Below are 15,715 nucleotides of genomic sequence, written 5' to 3'. Positions count from 1 at the left end.
CTCGAAAGTGATGGATAGGGGGATCGCCGCCGTTTCACCGCCTCATCCCGGCAGCCACCGGGCAGCATCGCCTTGCAGCGCAGCACGGATCGCGGCAAAAAAATTCGCGTTGCATAGGCGCCGCGACGAAACTTAACGCCCCTTGCCGGCTTCAAACCCCCCGAAGCGATTCGCGGCCGAACACTGCCAAGCGGCTGCCGATCGCCCTGCCTCGTCTGCCTCATCGGTTTCCTGCCCGGGAGTTCGGGATGATGCCTCCGCTTGTACCGCCGACCAACCCCCTGCCGGTGCCCTACGCCGGAGCGGCCACCGCCCAGGCCAACCGCCGGGTGGTGAAGCGCCTGCTGTGGCTGGTGGTGGCCGCCTTTGCCTTCGGCTTTGCCCTGGTCCCCCTCTACGACACCCTGTGCCGTCTCACCGGCATCAACGGCAAGACCATCAACGTGCCGGGGCGCTCCGTGGTCACCGGGGCCGCCGCCGTGCCCGCCTCCCGGGTCGATCTGCAGCGCACCGTTTCCCTCGAATTCGTCGGCACCGCCATGCCCGGCCTGCCCTGGGAGGTGCGCCCCCTGACCGGGCGCCTCGACCTGCATCCGGGTGAAGTCCATCAAGCCCGTTTCCTGGTGCACAACCGCTCCGACCGGCCCATTGTCGGCCAGGCCATCCCGAGCGTTTCGCCGGGCACCGCCGCCCAGTATTTCACCAAGCTCGACTGCTTCTGCTTCCAGCAGCAGACCCTGGCCCCGGGCGAAACCCGGGAGCTGCCGGTGGTCTTCATCGTCGAGCCGGCCCTGGACGCGGACGTGCGCGACGTCACCCTGTCCTACGCCTTCTTCATTCAGCCCGACCCCAAGCCCCAGGCCCAGCCCTGAGCCCCCCCCGATCAGCGCAACGCCGGCAGCCAGCCCAGGCGAAAGGCGCCCAGCAAGAGGAGGAACAGCACGATGGACAAGCCGATGCGCACCGTCAGCGCCCGCACCGCCCGGGTACCCTGGCCCCGGTCGCGATAGAGAAAGAACAGGCCGGAAAAGAGGCTGCCGACAATGGCCAGCAGCACGCCGATCACCACCAGTTTGAACACCATGGGCGAAGCTCCCGGTTGTGCTCCCGCGTCCCCCATCGGGCGCGGCTGTGGCAACGATTATGCACCGGCTGCACCGGCGGGCCAGGTGACGTTGGCATCGTCAGCACCATTGGCGCCGCCCCTCGCCGCCCGTGGGCGCCTCGTCTTTCGTCCCGGCTGGCTGCCCACCCTGGCCACCGCCCTGCTGCTGCCCCTGCTGCTTGCCCTCGGTGTCTGGCAGCTCGACCGGGCCGCCACCAAGGAGGCGCGCCGCGCCGCCCTCGCCCAGCAGGCTCAGTTGCCCGAACTGTCCCTGGATGGCAGCGCCCCCTGGCCCGCCGCGGACGCCCTCGCCTACCGCCATCTGGGCGTGCTCGGCCGCTACGACGCCGCCCACCAGATGCTGCTCGACAACCAGGTGCAGGACGGCCAGGCCGGCTACCACGTCATCACCCCCCTGACTCTGGCCGGCAGCACCCGGCAGATCCTGGTGAACCGGGGCTGGGTGCCGGCCCCCGCCGACCGACGCCTGGTCCCCCATATACCGGTGCCCCAAGGCCCAGTACTGGCGCGGGGTACCGGGCAGCCTCCCTTGAAAGCCGCATTCCTATTGGCGCCCGAGGCAGCCTCCCTGGAGAACGAGCACTGGCGCGGGGTTTGGCAGTACCTCACGCCGGAGCGCTACGCCGCCGCGCGCCACCAGGAGCACCCCGGCCAAGCCGCCGACGTGGCCCCGGTGCTCCTCGTCCTGGCCGCCGACACGCCGTCGCCGGCGGCCGTGGGCGCCCCCCCAACGCCCCCGGCCTGGGACACGGTCAATGGTTCCCCGACCACGGCCAGCACCGCTGGCTCGCTGCCCGCCGATACCCCGCCCCCCGGGATTGCCACCACCGGCCCGCGCCAGGACGCGGCGGCAGCCAACAGCCGCCTGACGCCCCTGCCGGTCACGCCCCTGCCCCCGGACGACGGTGCGGCCCGCAACCGGGCCTACGCCTGGCAATGGTTCGCTTTCGCCGCCACCCTGGCGGCGCTCTACCTTGGACTCAACCTGAGGCGCCGCCCATGACCGCCACCCTGATCCCCCTGCGTCCGGCACCGGCCCGGCCCCGGCCTCACACCACACCCACCATACCCACCACGCCCGCTCCGGCCCGTTCCTCGCGCCGCCCCCTGTGGCTGGTGGCCGGGGTATTCCTGCTACCCCTGGCCCTGGGCTGGGGATTGTTCTTCCTCGGCTGGCAACCCACCGGCCAGCCCCACGGCGCCTTGCTCCAGCCGCCCCAGCCCTTGCCTGCCGCCCTGGCTGCGGACGACGCCCGCGGACGCTGGCAGGTACTGCTGGTCGGCCGCGGCCCCTGCGCTAGCGACTGCCTGGCGGCGCGGCGCGCCCTGACCCAATTGCGCGCCACCCTGGGCAAGTACGCCGACCGGGTATCCCTGCGCGAAGTGGCCGCGCCGCAGGCGGATCTGCCGGTCGCCGCCCTTCCCCCGGGCGCCGCGGGCACGGCCGCCGGTGCGCCGCTCCCCGCTTACCGTTTCTACCTGGCCGATCCGGCCGGGCGACTGATCCTCGCCTACCCGGCCGACGTGCCGTGGAACGATCTACGCCAGGACCTGGAACGATTGCTCAAGTATTCCTGGGTGGGCTGAGGCCATCTGCCGGCCAGGCCCCGACAAAAAAGGAGGAGACCCCCATGCTCACCGCCACGCCTACCCCCGGCGCCCCGGCGCCATCCCGCCCCGGTTTGCCCGTCGCCACCCTGGCCCGCACCCAGCCGCTCTCCCTCAAGCTCGCCGCCTTCTGGCGCGAGTGCAAACCGCGGGTGAACAGCCTGATCGTGTTCACCGCCATGATCGGCATGGTGCTGGCGACACCGACCCTGCCGAGTCTTGGCCGGTTCGTCGCCGCCTCCCTGGGCATCGCCCTGGTGGCGGGTGCTGCGGCGGCGATCAACTGTCTGGTGGAGCGACACATCGACGCGCGCATGGCCCGCACCCGAGGCCGCCCCCTGGTGCGCGGCGAGATCAGCGCCGTCGAAACCCTCACCCTGGCCACCCTGGTGGGGGGCACCGGGCTGACCGTGCTGCACCTGTGGGTGAACGACCTGACCATGTGGCTGACCCTGGCCACCTTTCTCGGCTACGCGGTGATCTACACGGTCATCCTTAAGCCGGCCACCCCCATGAACATCGTCATCGGCGGCGCCTCCGGGGCCATGCCGCCCCTGCTCGGCTGGGCGGCGATAACGGGCCAGGTGGGGGCCGAGGCCCTGGCCCTGTTCCTCATCGTCTTCACCTGGACCCCGCCCCACTTCTGGCCCCTGGCCTGCTACCGGCGCGACGACTACGCCCGGGCCGGCCTGCCCATGCTGCCGGTGACCCACGGGGTGGCCCACACCTGCACCCAGAGCCTGGTGTACGTGATCGCCCTGTGCGGCGTGAGCCTGCTGCCGGTGGCCATCGGCATGGCCGGCGGCCTCTACCTGGCGGCGGTGCTGGCCCTCGACGCCCTGTTCCTGGCGCGCACCTGGCAGCTGTGGCGGGCCTATTCCGACGCCCTGGCACGCAAGGTGTTTCGCACTTCGATCGTCTATTTGTTCGGCCTGTTCGCCGCTCTGCTGGCCGACCACTTCCTGGGTCTGCCGGGCGCGGTCTGAGGCGGCGGCCCCGATATATCAATTTCGTTTATGCATCCCAACGGGCACATCGCCAAACTCCAATACTGGCGCGGACCTTGTATTTAAGGCCAGGAAAACACATGAATTTTATTAATACATTGTCCGCCACGGCCCGCCGGGTGCAGGCCAACGCCACGGCGTCCGCGCCCGCTCCCCTGTTCCCATTCTTGCCCTCCCCCCCCGAGCCCATCATGACCTTCGCCCGCTACCGCCGCCTCGCCCTGCTCGCCGCCCTCCTCGCCCTGGGGGTGGTCGCCCTGGGGGCCTACGTGCGCCTGTCCGACGCCGGCCTGGGCTGCCCCGACTGGCCCGGCTGCTATGGCCACCTGGTGGGGGTACCGGACGCGCCCCACGAGCACGCCCAGGCGGCCCGGCTGTTCCCCGACCGGCCGGTGGAAGCGGCCAAGGCATGGAAGGAGATGATCCACCGCTACGCCGCCGGCACCCTGGGCCTGCTCATCGCCGCCCTGGCAGTGGGCGCCTGGCGCGGGGTGTGGACCGAGCGCGGGCCGCTGCGCCGCGCCCTGCCCACGGCCCTGGTCGGGCTGGTGCTGTTCCAGGCCCTGCTCGGCATGTGGACCGTGACCCTGCTGCTCAAGCCTCTGGTGGTCACCGCCCACCTGCTGGGCGGCATGCTCACCTGGGGCGGGCTGCTGGCCCTCAACCTGCAGCTGCGCCCGAACCTGACGCCGGCGCCGGAGCGGCTGCCGGCGGCCAGCCCGGGGCTGCGCCGGGGGGCCGCCCTGTTCGTGCTGCTGGTGCTGGGCCAGATCGCCCTGGGGGGCTGGGTGAGCAGCAACTACGCGGCCCTGGCCTGCGGCGATTTCCCTGCCTGCACCGGCGGGCTGACCTGGCCAGCGGCGGACTGGCACCACGCCTTCACCCTGGACCGCAGCCTGGGCGCCACCGCCGACGGCGCGCTGCTGCCCGGCGCGGCCCTGACCGCCATCCACCTGGCCCACCGGGCCGGCGCCCTGGCGGTGCTGGCCGCCGCCGCAGCCCTGGCCCTGGCCTTGCTGCGCCAGGGCCATCGCGGCGCGGCCGCCACCGTGACAGGGCTGACGCTGCTCCAGGCCGGGCTGGGGGTCGCCAACGTGCTGGCAACCTTGCCCCTGCCGCTGGCGGTGGCCCACAACACGGGAGCTGCCCTGCTCCTGGCCGGCGCCCTGGCGCTCTGCCACCGCCTGGCCCGGGCGCCCCGGCGGGATCGGGACGCACCGGCACCCCGGCCCGGTGGCTGGCGCCAGTTGCATCCAGCCGGGTGAATGGCGCCGCATCCCGACAACGATTGACCGACGTTTGCCGCCGATCGCGCCAAAAACACCTCATAACGGCAAAAACCCGCACGCAGCGGGCTTTTTTCCGTGGGACGAAAGTGTCCGGCGATCAGCGGTTGGGCTGGGGCGTCAGGCGCAGGTAGGGCTTGATCGCATTCCAGCCTTTGGGGAACTTGGCCTTGAGCACCTCGGGATCGGTCAGGGAGGGCACGATCACCACGTCGTCGCCGTCCTGCCAGTTCGCCGGGGTGGCCACGCTGTGGTACTCGGTGAGCTGGAGCGAATCCACCACCCGCAGGATTTCGTTGAAGTTGCGCCCGGTGCTGGCCGGGTAGGTGATGGTCAGACGCACCTTCTTCTGCGGATCGATGACGAACAGGGAGCGCACCGTGGCGGTGGTGCTGGCATTGGGGTGGATCAGGTCGTAGAGCTCGGACACCTTGCGGTCGGCGTCGGCGATGATGGGGAAGTTGACCACCGTCTTCTGGGTCTCGTTGATGTCCTCGATCCAGCGTTTGTGGGACTCCACCGGGTCCACCGACAGGGCAATGACCTTGACGTTGCGCTTCTTGAATTCATCGGCCAGCTTGGCGGTAAAGCCCAGCTCGGTGGTGCACACCGGGGTGAAATCGGCCGGGTGGGAGAACAAGATGCCCCAGCTGTCCCCCAGCCACTCGTGAAAGCGAATCGGGCCGAGGGAAGAATCTTGCTGAAAATCGGGGGCGGTGTCGCCCAGGCGCAGGGAAGCCATGGTGGGTCTCCGAAGAAGGAACAGGTGAGTTCATTCTGGACAGCCCGCCGGGCCTAACCAAATACCTTTTGCTGATGTGCTTAGAACCCTGCCGACGGTTTTTTTCGTGCACTGCCGCAAGAGAACCCGCGTGAATTTGATTCGCCGCCACGCTTATGTCATCGTCACGAAAACAACCTAATCAAGCACCTCGGCCATCATGGCAAAAACCCTTTACGACCTCCTCGAGGTCTCTCCCGGCGCCTCGCCGGAAGCAATTTCTGCAGCACACAAGCGCCTCGCCGAGAAATACCACCCGCAGCACCCCGGCAATCAGGACAACCCGGACGCTCTCAACCTGTACAAGGCCATCAACGACGCCTTTCGCACTCTGGCTCAGCCCGAGTTGCGCCAGCGCTACGACCAGCGCCTGGCGGCCGAAGCTCAGGCCGACGCAGCACCGTCGCCAGCTTCTCGGCTCTGGATATGGCTGGTCGGCCTACTGGTGCTCGGTGCCGCCGGAGGGGGCTGGCACTACCACAGCAAGCTCGAGTACGAGAAAGCCCGGGCTCTGGCGGAAGCCGAGCGGCAAGCCCGGGAGCGCCGGGAAATCGAACTCGCCGCCGAAACGGAAAAGGCGCGGATCGCCCAGGAAGCCGCCGAGGCCCGGCGCCAGGCCCAGGCCGAATACGAATCCCGGCGTAATTTCGAAGCGGCCAGCAGCCAGGCCAACTACGCCCTGCGCGCCCAGGAACGGGCGGCCAGCCAAGCGGCCCAGGAAGCCCGCTACCAGGAGCAGCAGCGGCGCAATCAGGAGCGGGAGCAGCTGCGCGAGGCGCAAATGCGCCTGGAACGGGACAAGGCCCTGCTGCGCCAGATGGAATACGACAACCGGCGCGGACCGAGCTACCGCGGCTATTGAACGGCTGGGCGGCTGTAGCCGCCCCCACGACCACTAGCCCCGCGCCGCCAGGGCGTCGAGCAGCTTGCCGTGGATGCCGCCAAAACCGCCGTTGCTCATCACCAGCACCTGGTCGCCGGGACGGGCCACCGCCACCACGTCAGCCACCAGGGCCGCCAAGTCGTCACGCACCACAGCCTTGTCGCCGAGGGGCGCCAGGGCGCTGGCGGCGTCCCAACCCAGGTTGGCGCCGTAGCAGAACACCCGGTCGGCCTGGACCAGGGAGCCGGGCAGGGCATCCTTCATCACCCCCAGCTTCATGGTGTTGGAGCGGGGCTCAAGCACCGCCAGGATGCGGGTATCCGCCCCCACCTTGCGGCGCAGGCCGGCCACGGTGGTGGCGATGGCGGTCGGATGATGGGCGAAGTCGTCCACCACCGTCACGCCACCGGCCACACCGCGCACTTCCATGCGCCGCTTGACGTTCTTGAAGCGGGACAGGGCGGCCAGACCATCCTCCAGACGCACGCCGACGTGGCGGGCGGCAAGCAGGGCGGCCACGGCGTTGGCCCGGTTGTGGTCGCCAGTCACCTCCCAGGTGGTTTCGCCCACCAGGCGCTCGCCTTCGTAGAGGGCGAAAGCACCGCTGGCATCGTCGCCCTTGGCATGAAATCCAGCGGGGTCGTTGAAGCCCACCTGCTCGGACCAGCAGCCCCGGGCCAGCACCCGTTCCAGGCTGGCTTCGCCCCGGTTGGTGACGATCTGGCCGATGCGCGGCATGGTCCGCACCAGGTGGTGAAACTGGGTTTCGATCGCCGCCAGGTCGGCGAAGATGTCGGCGTGATCGAACTCCAGGTTGTTGAGGATGGCGGTCTTGGGCCGGTAGTGGATGAACTTGGAGCGCTTGTCGCAGAAGGCCGTGTCGTACTCGTCGGCCTCTACCACGAAGAAGGGCGACTCGCCGAACCGGGCCGACACGCCGAAGTTGAGCGGCACCCCACCGATCAGGAAACCCGGGGCGTAGCCGCAGTCTTCGAGAATCCAGGCCAGCATCGACGAGGTAGTGGTCTTGCCGTGGGTGCCGGCCACCGCCAGCACCCAGCGGCCTTGCAAGATGTGCTCGGCAAACCACTGGGGGCCGGAGACGTAGGGCAGCCCCTGGTCGAGAATGGCCTCCAGCAGCGGGTTACCCCGGGAAATGGCGTTGCCGATCACGAACAGGTCGGGCGCCAGGGCCAATTGCTCCTCGCCGTAGCCGCTGATCAATTCGATCCCGGCGGCGCTGAGCTGGTCGCTCATGGGCGGATAGACGTTCAGGTCACAGCCGGTGACCCGGTGGCCGGCGGCCCGGGCGAGCTGGGCAATACCGCCCATGAAGGTGCCGCAGACACCGAGAATGTGAATGTGCATGTTGTAACGAGAATGGGTTGGGCGCGGGATACAATGATCCGACGGCTGCGCCGGCGAGAACGCCAGGAGACGCAGCCCACGAGGTTCGAGACTGGACAGAATTCTACCCGAGGCCACCACCGTACCCCGATCCGACCGCCATGCCCCGCCGCAACACACCTACCCCCTCCCGCCGCCAGCACCCGGTCAGCCCCCGTCAGGCCGAGGTACAGCGCCAGACCATCGCCTCGGTGGCCGCCCGGCTGATCGCCGAGGACGGTTCCCTCGACTACGAGCTGGCCAAGCGCAAGGCGGCACGCCAACTCAACCTGTCCGACGGCGACGGACTGCCCACCAACGCCGAAGTGGAAACCGCCTTGCGCACCCACCAGGCGCTTTACCAGGGCGACGAGCAGCGGGACCGGTTGCAGGGCATGCGCCAGGTGGCGGTGGAGGCGATGCGCGAATTCGAGCGCTTCAGCCCCTACCTGACCGGTTCGGTGCTCGACGGCACCGCCGGGCGCTACGCCGAGATCGACCTGCTGCTCTACCCGGATTCGGCCAAGGACGTGGAAATCTACCTGCTCAACCGGGACATTCCCTTCGAACACGTCGCGCCGCGCAGCGACCGGGTCGAGGCCGTACTGCAACTCGATTGGCACGGCGCCCCGGTGAACCTGGTGATCTACCCGCCGGACGACGAGCGCATCACCTTCCGCTCCCGGGACGGCCGGGTACGGGAGCGGGCCCGTCGCGAGACGGTGGAGATGCTGGTCGCCGCCAGCATCTGAGCGCGCACCGTGTTCCTTGGTGAGCGCCCCAGCGACGCTGGCACTCTGGGCTCGCCAAGAAACTTTGAAGCGAATTACAGCCATCTTCGCCGAACAGGCGAGTAAGTAAAAAGTTAATCCCGCGGGGCAACCAGCCACTCGCCATGCCGCCGTCTTTCCATGACGCCCGAGGGACCAGGCCCCCTACGGCTCGAAACCCAGTTCCCGCAAGGGATAACAGCCCCAACCCCTGATCGCGCCCTGTTTTGCCCGCAGATTTTGACCCAACGCAACGGCATGAAGGCGGGGGTGGAACACCACCCTAGGTAATACCCGTCTGGACAAACTGCGGCGATTTCCGGCAAACTTGCCGCCATGCAGCGCCGAAAATCCACCTCCGGCAAAACCAACCACGCCCAAGAATCCGCGTCAAAGGCCTCGACAGAAGCCCTGGCGCCGCGGCTGTTGGTCTTGCACGGCCCCAACCTTAACCTGCTGGGCACCCGGGAGCCGCAAATCTACGGTTCCACCACCCTGGCCGACATTAACCTGGCGCTAGCGCGCCGGGCCGAGGCTGCCGGCGTGGAACTGGTGTCGTTCCAGAGCAACCACGAGGGCGCGCTGATCGAGCGCATCCACGCGGCTCGGGCCGAAGGGGTGGCATACATCATCATCAATCCAGCGGCGTACACCCATACCAGTGTCGCCCTGCGCGACGCCCTGGCCGGCGTCGGGATCCCTTTCATCGAGGTGCATCTGTCGAACGTGCATGCCCGGGAGCCTTTCCGGCAGCACTCGTATTTCTCCGACCTGGCCGTGGGCGTGATCTGCGGCCTGGGGGCCGAGGGCTACTCGCTGGCCCTGGAATACCTACTGGCCCGCGTCGCCAGCGATACGGCCTGATCGCTCAGTCCGTCCCCCAGCCCGGTCCGATTCTCCATGGCGGCGCGTGCCGCCGTCCAAGCAAGTTCAAACGTCCTTCAAAAATCATCCCGTGCGCCTCGTTGCGCGCTTTTTTCTAGGGAGCATGAAAAATGGATCTGCGTAAGCTCAAGAAACTGATCGACCTGGTGCAAGAATCCGGCATCTCCGAGCTCGAAGTGACCGAAGGCGAAGAAAAAGTCCGCATCGCCAAGCATCTGGCCGCCCCGGCTGCCGCTCCCCAGGCCTACGTGATGCCCACGGCCGCCCCCGTGGCCGCTGCCCCCGCCGCTGCCCCCGCCGCAGCCGCCGCCCCGGCAGAAGACGCCCTGCCCGAAGGCAACGTGCTGAAGAGCCCGATGGTCGGCACCTTCTACCGTTCCCCCTCCCCTGGCGCCAGCGCCTTCGTCGAGGTCGGCCAGGCGGTCAAGGCCGGCGACACCCTGTGCATCATCGAAGCCATGAAGCTGCTCAACGAGATCGAGGCCGAAGTGTCCGGTACCGTGAAGGCCATCCTCGTCGAAAACGGCCAGCCGGTGGAATTTGGCGAGCCGCTGTTCGTCATCGGCTAAGGAGCCGGCCAGCATGTTTGACAAGGTTCTTATCGCCAACCGGGGCGAGATCGCGCTGCGCGTGCAGCGCGCCTGCCGGGAACTGGGCATCAAGACGGTAGTGGTGCACTCCGAGGCCGACCGCGAAGCCAAGTACGTCAAGCTCGCCGACGAGTCGGTGTGCATCGGCCCGGCCCCCTCGGCCCAGAGCTACCTGAACATCCCCGCCATCATTTCGGCGGCGGAAGTCACCGACGCCCAGGCCATCCACCCGGGCTACGGCTTCCTCTCGGAAAACGCCGATTTCGCCGAGCGGGTCGAATCCTCCGGTTTCGTCTTCATCGGCCCCAAAGCCGAAACCATCCGTCTGATGGGTGACAAGGTCTCGGCCAAGGACGCCATGAAAGCGGCCGGCGTGCCCTGCGTGCCCGGCTCTGACGGCGCCCTGCCCGAAGACCCCAAGGAAATCGTCAAGATCGGCCGCGCCGTCGGCTACCCGGTGATCATCAAGGCCGCCGGTGGCGGCGGTGGCCGCGGCATGCGCGTGGTGCACACCGAGGCCGCCCTGGTCAGCGCCGTGCAGATGACCCGCCAGGAGGCCCAAACCGCCTTCGGCAACCCGACGGTGTACATGGAGAAGTTCCTGGAAAACCCGCGCCACGTGGAAATCCAGGTACTCGCCGACCAGCACGGCAACGCCGTTTATCTGGGCGAACGCGACTGCTCGATGCAGCGCCGCCACCAGAAGGTGATCGAAGAGGCCCCGGCCCCGGGCATCCCCCCGCGGTTGATCGCCAAGGTGGGCGAACGCTGCGCCGAAGCCTGCCGCAAGATCGGCTACCGCGGCGCCGGCACCTTCGAGTTCCTCTACGAGAACGGCGAGTTCTACTTCATCGAGATGAACACCCGGGTCCAGGTGGAACACCCGGTCACCGAGTTGATCACTGGCATCGACATCGTCCAGGAGCAGATCCGCGTCGCCGCCGGCGAGAAGTTGCGCGTCAAGCAGCGCGACATCGTGCTCAAGGGCCACGCCATCGAGTGCCGCATCAATGCCGAAGACCCGTTCACCTTCGTGCCCTCGCCGGGCGTCATCGAAGGCTGGCATCCTCCCGGCGGCCCGGGCATCCGCGTCGATTCCCACGTCTACGCCGGCTACCGGGTGCCGTCCCACTACGACTCGATGATCGGCAAGGTGATCGCTTACGGGGAAACCCGGGAGCAGGCCATCCGCCGCATGCGCATTGCTCTGTCGGAAATGGCCGTCACCGGCATCAAGACCAACATCGCGCTGCACCAGGAGTTGATGCAGGACGCCCGCTTCGTCGAAGGCGGCACCAGCATCCACTACTTGGAAGAAAAACTCGCCGCCAAGGGCGAAATCAAGAAGAAGGACTGAGGTATGGCCTGGCTTTCGGTGCGGCTGATTACCGACGCGGCCCGCGCCGAAGCGCTGGCCGACGCATTGATGGAACACGGGGCGCTGACTGCCTCGATCGAGGATGCCGACGCCGGCACCGCGGACGAGGAGCCCCAATTCGGCGAACCGGGGATGATCACCCAGCCGGGCTGGAAGCGCTCGGCGGTGGTCGCCCTGTTCGACGCCGATGCCGACCTGGCCACCACCCTGGACCTGGCAGCCGGTGAGGCGGGGCTCGACACGGTGCCCGCCTTTACCACCGAGACGGTGGAAGAACAAAACTGGGTGCAACTCACCCAGAGCCAGTTCGACCCCATTCCCATTTCCGGCCGGCTGTGGATCGTGCCCTCCTGGCACGAGGCGCCGGACCCGGCCGCGGTGAACCTCATCCTCGACCCGGGCATGGCCTTCGGCACCGGCTCCCACCCCACCACCCGGCTCTGCCTGGAGTGGCTGGAAGCCAACCTGAAGGGCGGCGAGACCCTGCTCGACTACGGTTGCGGCTCGGGCATCCTGGCCATTGCCGCCGCCAAGCTGGGCGCCGCCCGAGTGGTCGGCGTGGATATCGACCCCCAGGCCGTCGATGCCGCCATCGCCAATGCCGAGCGCAACGCTGTGAGCGACGTCTCCCACTTCCACGACTCGGCCCAGGCCGTACAAGGCCAATTCGACGTGGTCGTCGCCAACATCCTCTCCAACCCGCTCAAGATGCTCGCTCCGGCCCTCGCCAGCCACGTCAAGCCGGGGGGCTGGCTGGTGTTGTCGGGTATCCTGGCCGAACAGGCCGAGGAAATGGTAGCCCTCTATTCCATCTACCTGCCCACGACCCTGGCCGACAGCCGGGAAGGCTGGGTATGCCTGGCCGGCCATCGCCCCCCTGCCGACACCTGACCCGGCCTGCCTCAGGAATTCGCCATGCAGACCCGCTGCCCCGCTTGCCAGACCACCTTCCGCGTCACCCCGGACCAGCTCAACGCCAAAGCTGGCCGGGTACGCTGCGGCCAGTGCCAGCACGTCTTCAACGCCCTGGATCACCTCGAAGCGGACCCCAACGCCGAAACCATCGTGATCGACATGGCGGACCTGCCGGCCCTGGCGGCGCAAGCCGCGCCCGCCAGCCCGTCCCCGGAGCCGCTTTCGCCCCCCGAATCGTCGGAAGCGCCCCTGCCCCTGGGCGACTTGGCCCTGGACGCGCCGACGCGACTGCCCGCCGAACTGGACGACGCCGCATTTGCACTGCCCGAGGCCATCCCTCAGCCCCCCGCTGCAACGCCTCCGGAGCAGGCCTGGGACCCCGCTGGAGAAACCGTGCTCGCCCCCGGACCGGGCTGGGACCCGGCCGGTGAAACCGTTCTGGTGCCCCGCAATGACCCTGACCCGGCAGCAGAGACCGTGCTGGTTCCCCGCGCCGATAAAGGATCTCCAGAGCCCCTGCCTGTAGAGCTAATATCCACGCCAATCTCCACGGCACCTGCCCTGGAAGCAAGCACTGGCGAGGAGGTTGGCGCAGCGACTGAAGCGGACGATCGCGCTAAGGATGAAACGGGTACCGCCGCGGCCAGCGCACCATCGGACGAGTCCCCCGCCACCGATGGTGCAGACGAGCCCGCCCCGCCCCCGCTGACCGCGCTGACCCCGGCCGCCACCCTGGATCCGCATGATCCCATTCTGGCCCGGGACCACACTGAAATCCCCGGCTACAGCAAGTGGGCCCAGGCCCCCTTGGCCGGTGGCATCGGCACGGGCGGCATCGGTGCCGGCGCGCACCGGCCGACCTGGCTGTTCATCCTGGCCGCCACCATCCTGGCCCTGGTCCTGGCCGGCCAGGCGGCCCTGTACTGGCGCACAGAGCTGAGCACCGCCGCCCCTTTCCTGCGCGGCGTATTCGCCGCCCTCGGCGTAAACGTGCCCCTGCCGCGCGTCACCGAAAAGGTCAGCCTGGAAGCCTCGGACCTCCAGTCCGACGCCAACCGCGGCCTGCTGGTGCTGCAAGCGACCCTGCGCAACCGGGCCGCCTTCGCCCAGGCCTACCCGTCCCTGGACCTGGCCCTCACCGACGTGGGCGACAGCGTGGTGCTGCGCCGCACCCTGGCACCGGCCGACTACCTGCCCGAAGGTGCCGCCCCGGCCTTTGCCCCGGGCAGCGACCTGGCCCTCAAGGTCTGGCTCGACATCAAGCCCCTGGAAGCCGCGGGCTACCGGCTGGTGGTGTTCTACCCCTGAGCGGGGCGTCATCCGCCGGTCATTTGCGCCGGGCATAGTGCGCAGCGCAAGTCTCTCGGGAATACCCTTCGGCCCGCCGGCAACGGCGGGCCGTTTTTTTCGCGCTACACTGGCGGGCTTGCGCCGCTTCGCCGCCTCCGGCGGCCTTGCCTGGCGCCCCATCCACCATTCAATCCACCTCCGGTTTCCGCTATGCGTACCCTGATCTGCGGCTCCATCGCCTACGACAACATCATGGTCTTTCCCGACCATTTCAAGAACCACATCCTGCCCGACAAGATTCACATGCTGAACGTGTCGTTTCTGGTGCCCCAGCTGCGCCGGGAATTCGGCGGCTGTGCCGGCAACATCGCCTACAGCCTCAAGCTGCTCGGCGGCGAGCCCCTGATCATGGCCACCGTGGGCGACGACGCCGCCCCTTACCAGCAGCGCCTCAGCGACCTGGGCCTGGCTCAGGACCACGTACGCCAGGTGCCGGGCAGCTACACCGCCCAATGCTTCATCACCACCGACCTGTCGGATAACCAGATCACCGCTTTCCACCCCGGCGCCATGAGCTTCTCCCACGAGAACCGGGTGAGCGATGCCAAGGATGTGGTACTCGGCATCGTCGCCCCGGATGGCCGCGACGGCATGATCGCGCATGCCCGCCAGTTCGCCGAAGCCGGCACCCCCTTCATTTTCGACCCGGGCCAGGGCATGCCCATGTTCGACGGCGCCGACCTGCTCGCCTTCCTCGACCAGGCCACCTACGCCGCCTTCAACGACTACGAGGCCCAGCTGCTGATGGACCGCACCGGCCAGCCCCTGGAAGCCCTGGCGCAGAAGGTCACCGCCCTGATCGTCACCAAGGGCGCCGAAGGCTCGGACATCTACGTCGGCGGCCAGGTACTGAGCATCCCCTGCGTCAAGGCCGAGGCAGTGGTGGACCCCACCGGCTGCGGCGATGCCTACCGGGCCGGCTTGCTCTATGGCATCGCCGCGGGCTTCGACTGGGAAACCACCGGGCGGCTCGCCTCCCTGCTCGGCGCGATCAAGATCGCCCAGGCCGGTCCGCAGAACCACCACTTCACCCGGGATTACATCGCGCAACGATTTGTCACGGAATTCGGCTACCGCCCTTGGTAACCTGAATCGCGTGACCTATTCTTTTCCGTTCCGCGCAAGGACGCCCAAGGAGCCCACCATGCAACGCCCTGCCAACCTTCCCGCTTCCCGCGTCGCCCTGCTCGCCCTGGTAAGCGGCCTGACCCTGATTTCCGCCGGCTGCGCCTCGAGCCGTTCCGGCGAGGTGTACACCCGTGACCAGGCGCGCCAGGAGCAGGTGGTGCGCATGGGCGTGGTCGAGGCCGTCAAGCCGGTGCAGATCGAAGGCACCAAGACCCCGGTGGGTGGTCTGGCCGGCGCCGCGGTGGGCGGCGTAGCCGGCAGCAACGTCGGCGGCGGCAAGGGCCAGATCATCGGCGGCATCATCGGTGCCGTGGCCGGGGGCTTGGCCGGTGCGGCCGCCGAAGAGGGGCTGACCCGCAAGCAGGGCCTGGAGATCACCGTGCGTCTGGACAACGGCTCCCTGATCTCGGTGGTCCAGGAAGCCGATCAGCAGTTCGCTCCGGGCGACCGGGTGCGGGTGCTGTCCGGCGGCGGCGCCACCCGGGTGTCGCACTAACTGCCACGCCCTGCCCCGCACGGGGCAGGCGCTGCAACAGGGGCCCTATGGGGCCCTTGTTGCGTTAACCGCCACGGCCTCGGTCATCGACGGTTAATGCGGCTGCAACCCTTCTGTCATGGACGC

At 68.4% G+C, this 15,715-nt stretch carries 17 protein-coding genes; 14 read left to right on the top strand and 3 right to left on the bottom strand.

Annotated elements, in window-relative coordinates:
- The first annotated feature begins 248 nt into the window (after positions 1–248).
- Positions 249–872, top strand: a complete 624-nt coding sequence (locus OTERR_RS01860) for a cytochrome c oxidase assembly protein (protein ID WP_246154266.1) — start codon at positions 249–251, stop codon at positions 870–872.
- Positions 873–883: 11 nt separating this feature from the next.
- On the opposite strand, the gene OTERR_RS01855 is transcribed toward OTERR_RS01860, so the two are convergent.
- Positions 884–1,084, bottom strand: a complete 201-nt coding sequence (locus tag OTERR_RS01855; RefSeq protein WP_054620259.1) for a twin transmembrane helix small protein — start codon at positions 1,082–1,084, stop codon at positions 884–886.
- A 109-nt stretch (positions 1,085–1,193) separates the two neighbouring features.
- Here OTERR_RS01855 and OTERR_RS01850 point away from each other — a divergent pair, with 109 nt between their 5' ends.
- The 4 genes from OTERR_RS01850 to OTERR_RS01835 all read left to right on the top strand — a co-directional run bounded on the left by OTERR_RS01850 (position 1,194) and on the right by OTERR_RS01835 (position 5,006).
- Positions 1,194–2,129 carry an SURF1 family protein gene (locus OTERR_RS01850; protein ID WP_187775281.1) on the top strand — a complete coding sequence of 312 codons (936 nt, stop codon included), beginning with the start codon at positions 1,194–1,196 and terminating at the stop codon, positions 2,127–2,129.
- Positions 2,126–2,713 carry a hypothetical protein gene (locus OTERR_RS01845; protein WP_149424679.1) on the top strand — a complete coding sequence of 196 codons (588 nt, stop codon included), beginning with the start codon at positions 2,126–2,128 and terminating at the stop codon, positions 2,711–2,713. Before OTERR_RS01850 ends, OTERR_RS01845 begins: the two co-directional genes overlap by 4 nt.
- Positions 2,714–2,757: 44 nt before the next feature.
- Entirely contained in the window at positions 2,758–3,720 is a 963-nt protein-coding gene (locus tag OTERR_RS01840; protein WP_149424678.1) for a heme o synthase, read from the top strand.
- 212 nt (positions 3,721–3,932) lie between these two features.
- Positions 3,933–5,006 carry a COX15/CtaA family protein gene (locus tag OTERR_RS01835; RefSeq protein WP_149424677.1) on the top strand — a complete coding sequence of 358 codons (1,074 nt, stop codon included), beginning with the start codon at positions 3,933–3,935 and terminating at the stop codon, positions 5,004–5,006.
- A 121-nt stretch (positions 5,007–5,127) separates the two neighbouring features.
- Here OTERR_RS01835 and OTERR_RS01830 read toward each other — a convergent pair whose 3' ends face one another.
- A complete protein-coding gene (locus tag OTERR_RS01830) occupies positions 5,128–5,769 on the bottom strand; it encodes a peroxiredoxin (protein ID WP_149424676.1) in 642 nt (213 codons plus the stop codon).
- Positions 5,770–5,968: 199 nt separating this feature from the next.
- Between OTERR_RS01830 and OTERR_RS01825 the strand changes: the two genes are divergently transcribed.
- Positions 5,969–6,670: a DnaJ domain-containing protein gene (locus OTERR_RS01825; protein ID WP_149424675.1), complete on the top strand. Its 702-nt coding sequence runs from the start codon at positions 5,969–5,971 to the stop codon at positions 6,668–6,670.
- A gap of 33 nt (positions 6,671–6,703) precedes the next feature.
- Here OTERR_RS01825 and mpl read toward each other — a convergent pair whose 3' ends face one another.
- The gene (gene mpl, locus OTERR_RS01820) at positions 6,704–8,059 is read right to left on the bottom strand and encodes a UDP-N-acetylmuramate:L-alanyl-gamma-D-glutamyl-meso-diaminopimelate ligase (RefSeq protein WP_054620265.1); all 1,356 of its coding nucleotides are present in this window, start codon (positions 8,057–8,059) and stop codon (positions 6,704–6,706) included.
- 140 nt (positions 8,060–8,199) lie between these two features.
- Between mpl and OTERR_RS01815 the strand changes: the two genes are divergently transcribed.
- The 8 genes from OTERR_RS01815 to OTERR_RS01780 all read left to right on the top strand — a co-directional run bounded on the left by OTERR_RS01815 (position 8,200) and on the right by OTERR_RS01780 (position 15,589).
- Positions 8,200–8,829, top strand: coding sequence for a hypothetical protein (locus OTERR_RS01815; protein ID WP_246154264.1), 630 nt, complete (start codon positions 8,200–8,202; stop codon positions 8,827–8,829).
- Between the two features lie 354 nt (positions 8,830–9,183).
- Positions 9,184–9,711, top strand: a complete 528-nt coding sequence (gene aroQ / locus OTERR_RS01810; protein WP_082396587.1) for a type II 3-dehydroquinate dehydratase — start codon at positions 9,184–9,186, stop codon at positions 9,709–9,711.
- Positions 9,712–9,842: 131 nt separating this feature from the next.
- Positions 9,843–10,301, top strand: a complete 459-nt coding sequence (gene accB, locus OTERR_RS01805; RefSeq protein WP_054620266.1) for an acetyl-CoA carboxylase biotin carboxyl carrier protein — start codon at positions 9,843–9,845, stop codon at positions 10,299–10,301.
- 13 nt (positions 10,302–10,314) lie between these two features.
- On the top strand, positions 10,315–11,679 hold the full coding sequence (accC, locus tag OTERR_RS01800; protein ID WP_149424674.1) for an acetyl-CoA carboxylase biotin carboxylase subunit: 1,365 nt from the start codon (positions 10,315–10,317) through the stop codon (positions 11,677–11,679).
- Between the two features lie 3 nt (positions 11,680–11,682).
- On the top strand, positions 11,683–12,591 hold the full coding sequence (prmA, locus tag OTERR_RS01795; protein ID WP_149424673.1) for a 50S ribosomal protein L11 methyltransferase: 909 nt from the start codon (positions 11,683–11,685) through the stop codon (positions 12,589–12,591).
- A 24-nt stretch (positions 12,592–12,615) separates the two neighbouring features.
- A complete protein-coding gene (locus OTERR_RS01790) occupies positions 12,616–13,923 on the top strand; it encodes a DUF3426 domain-containing protein (protein WP_149424672.1) in 1,308 nt (435 codons plus the stop codon).
- A 192-nt stretch (positions 13,924–14,115) separates the two neighbouring features.
- Entirely contained in the window at positions 14,116–15,051 is a 936-nt protein-coding gene (locus tag OTERR_RS01785) for a carbohydrate kinase family protein (protein ID WP_149424671.1), read from the top strand.
- Between the two features lie 58 nt (positions 15,052–15,109).
- Positions 15,110–15,589 carry an outer membrane lipoprotein gene (locus tag OTERR_RS01780; protein WP_054620271.1) on the top strand — a complete coding sequence of 160 codons (480 nt, stop codon included), beginning with the start codon at positions 15,110–15,112 and terminating at the stop codon, positions 15,587–15,589.
- Positions 15,590–15,715 lie beyond the last annotated feature (126 nt).

This window comes from Oryzomicrobium terrae, assembly GCF_008274805.1.
In the GTDB taxonomy this organism is placed as follows: Bacteria; Pseudomonadota; Gammaproteobacteria; order Burkholderiales; family Rhodocyclaceae; genus Oryzomicrobium; species Oryzomicrobium terrae.
This window is presented reverse-complemented; position numbering and strand designations above follow the sequence as displayed.

Coding starts and splice junctions, on each gene's coding strand:
- OTERR_RS01855 (WP_054620259.1), bottom strand. CDS start 1,084: ATGGTGTTCAAACTGGTGGTGATCGGCGTGCTGCTGGCCATTGTCGGC.
- prmA (WP_149424673.1), top strand. CDS start 11,683: ATGGCCTGGCTTTCGGTGCGGCTGATTACCGACGCGGCCCGCGCCGAA.
- OTERR_RS01860 (WP_246154266.1), top strand. CDS start 249: ATGATGCCTCCGCTTGTACCGCCGACCAACCCCCTGCCGGTGCCCTAC.
- accC (WP_149424674.1), top strand. CDS start 10,315: ATGTTTGACAAGGTTCTTATCGCCAACCGGGGCGAGATCGCGCTGCGC.
- OTERR_RS01785 (WP_149424671.1), top strand. CDS start 14,116: ATGCGTACCCTGATCTGCGGCTCCATCGCCTACGACAACATCATGGTC.
- mpl (WP_054620265.1), bottom strand. CDS start 8,059: ATGCACATTCACATTCTCGGTGTCTGCGGCACCTTCATGGGCGGTATT.
- OTERR_RS01845 (WP_149424679.1), top strand. CDS start 2,126: ATGACCGCCACCCTGATCCCCCTGCGTCCGGCACCGGCCCGGCCCCGG.
- OTERR_RS01830 (WP_149424676.1), bottom strand. CDS start 5,769: ATGGCTTCCCTGCGCCTGGGCGACACCGCCCCCGATTTTCAGCAAGAT.
- aroQ (WP_082396587.1), top strand. CDS start 9,184: ATGCAGCGCCGAAAATCCACCTCCGGCAAAACCAACCACGCCCAAGAA.
- OTERR_RS01835 (WP_149424677.1), top strand. CDS start 3,933: ATGACCTTCGCCCGCTACCGCCGCCTCGCCCTGCTCGCCGCCCTCCTC.
- OTERR_RS01815 (WP_246154264.1), top strand. CDS start 8,200: ATGCCCCGCCGCAACACACCTACCCCCTCCCGCCGCCAGCACCCGGTC.
- accB (WP_054620266.1), top strand. CDS start 9,843: ATGGATCTGCGTAAGCTCAAGAAACTGATCGACCTGGTGCAAGAATCC.
- OTERR_RS01825 (WP_149424675.1), top strand. CDS start 5,969: ATGGCAAAAACCCTTTACGACCTCCTCGAGGTCTCTCCCGGCGCCTCG.
- OTERR_RS01780 (WP_054620271.1), top strand. CDS start 15,110: ATGCAACGCCCTGCCAACCTTCCCGCTTCCCGCGTCGCCCTGCTCGCC.
- OTERR_RS01790 (WP_149424672.1), top strand. CDS start 12,616: ATGCAGACCCGCTGCCCCGCTTGCCAGACCACCTTCCGCGTCACCCCG.
- OTERR_RS01840 (WP_149424678.1), top strand. CDS start 2,758: ATGCTCACCGCCACGCCTACCCCCGGCGCCCCGGCGCCATCCCGCCCC.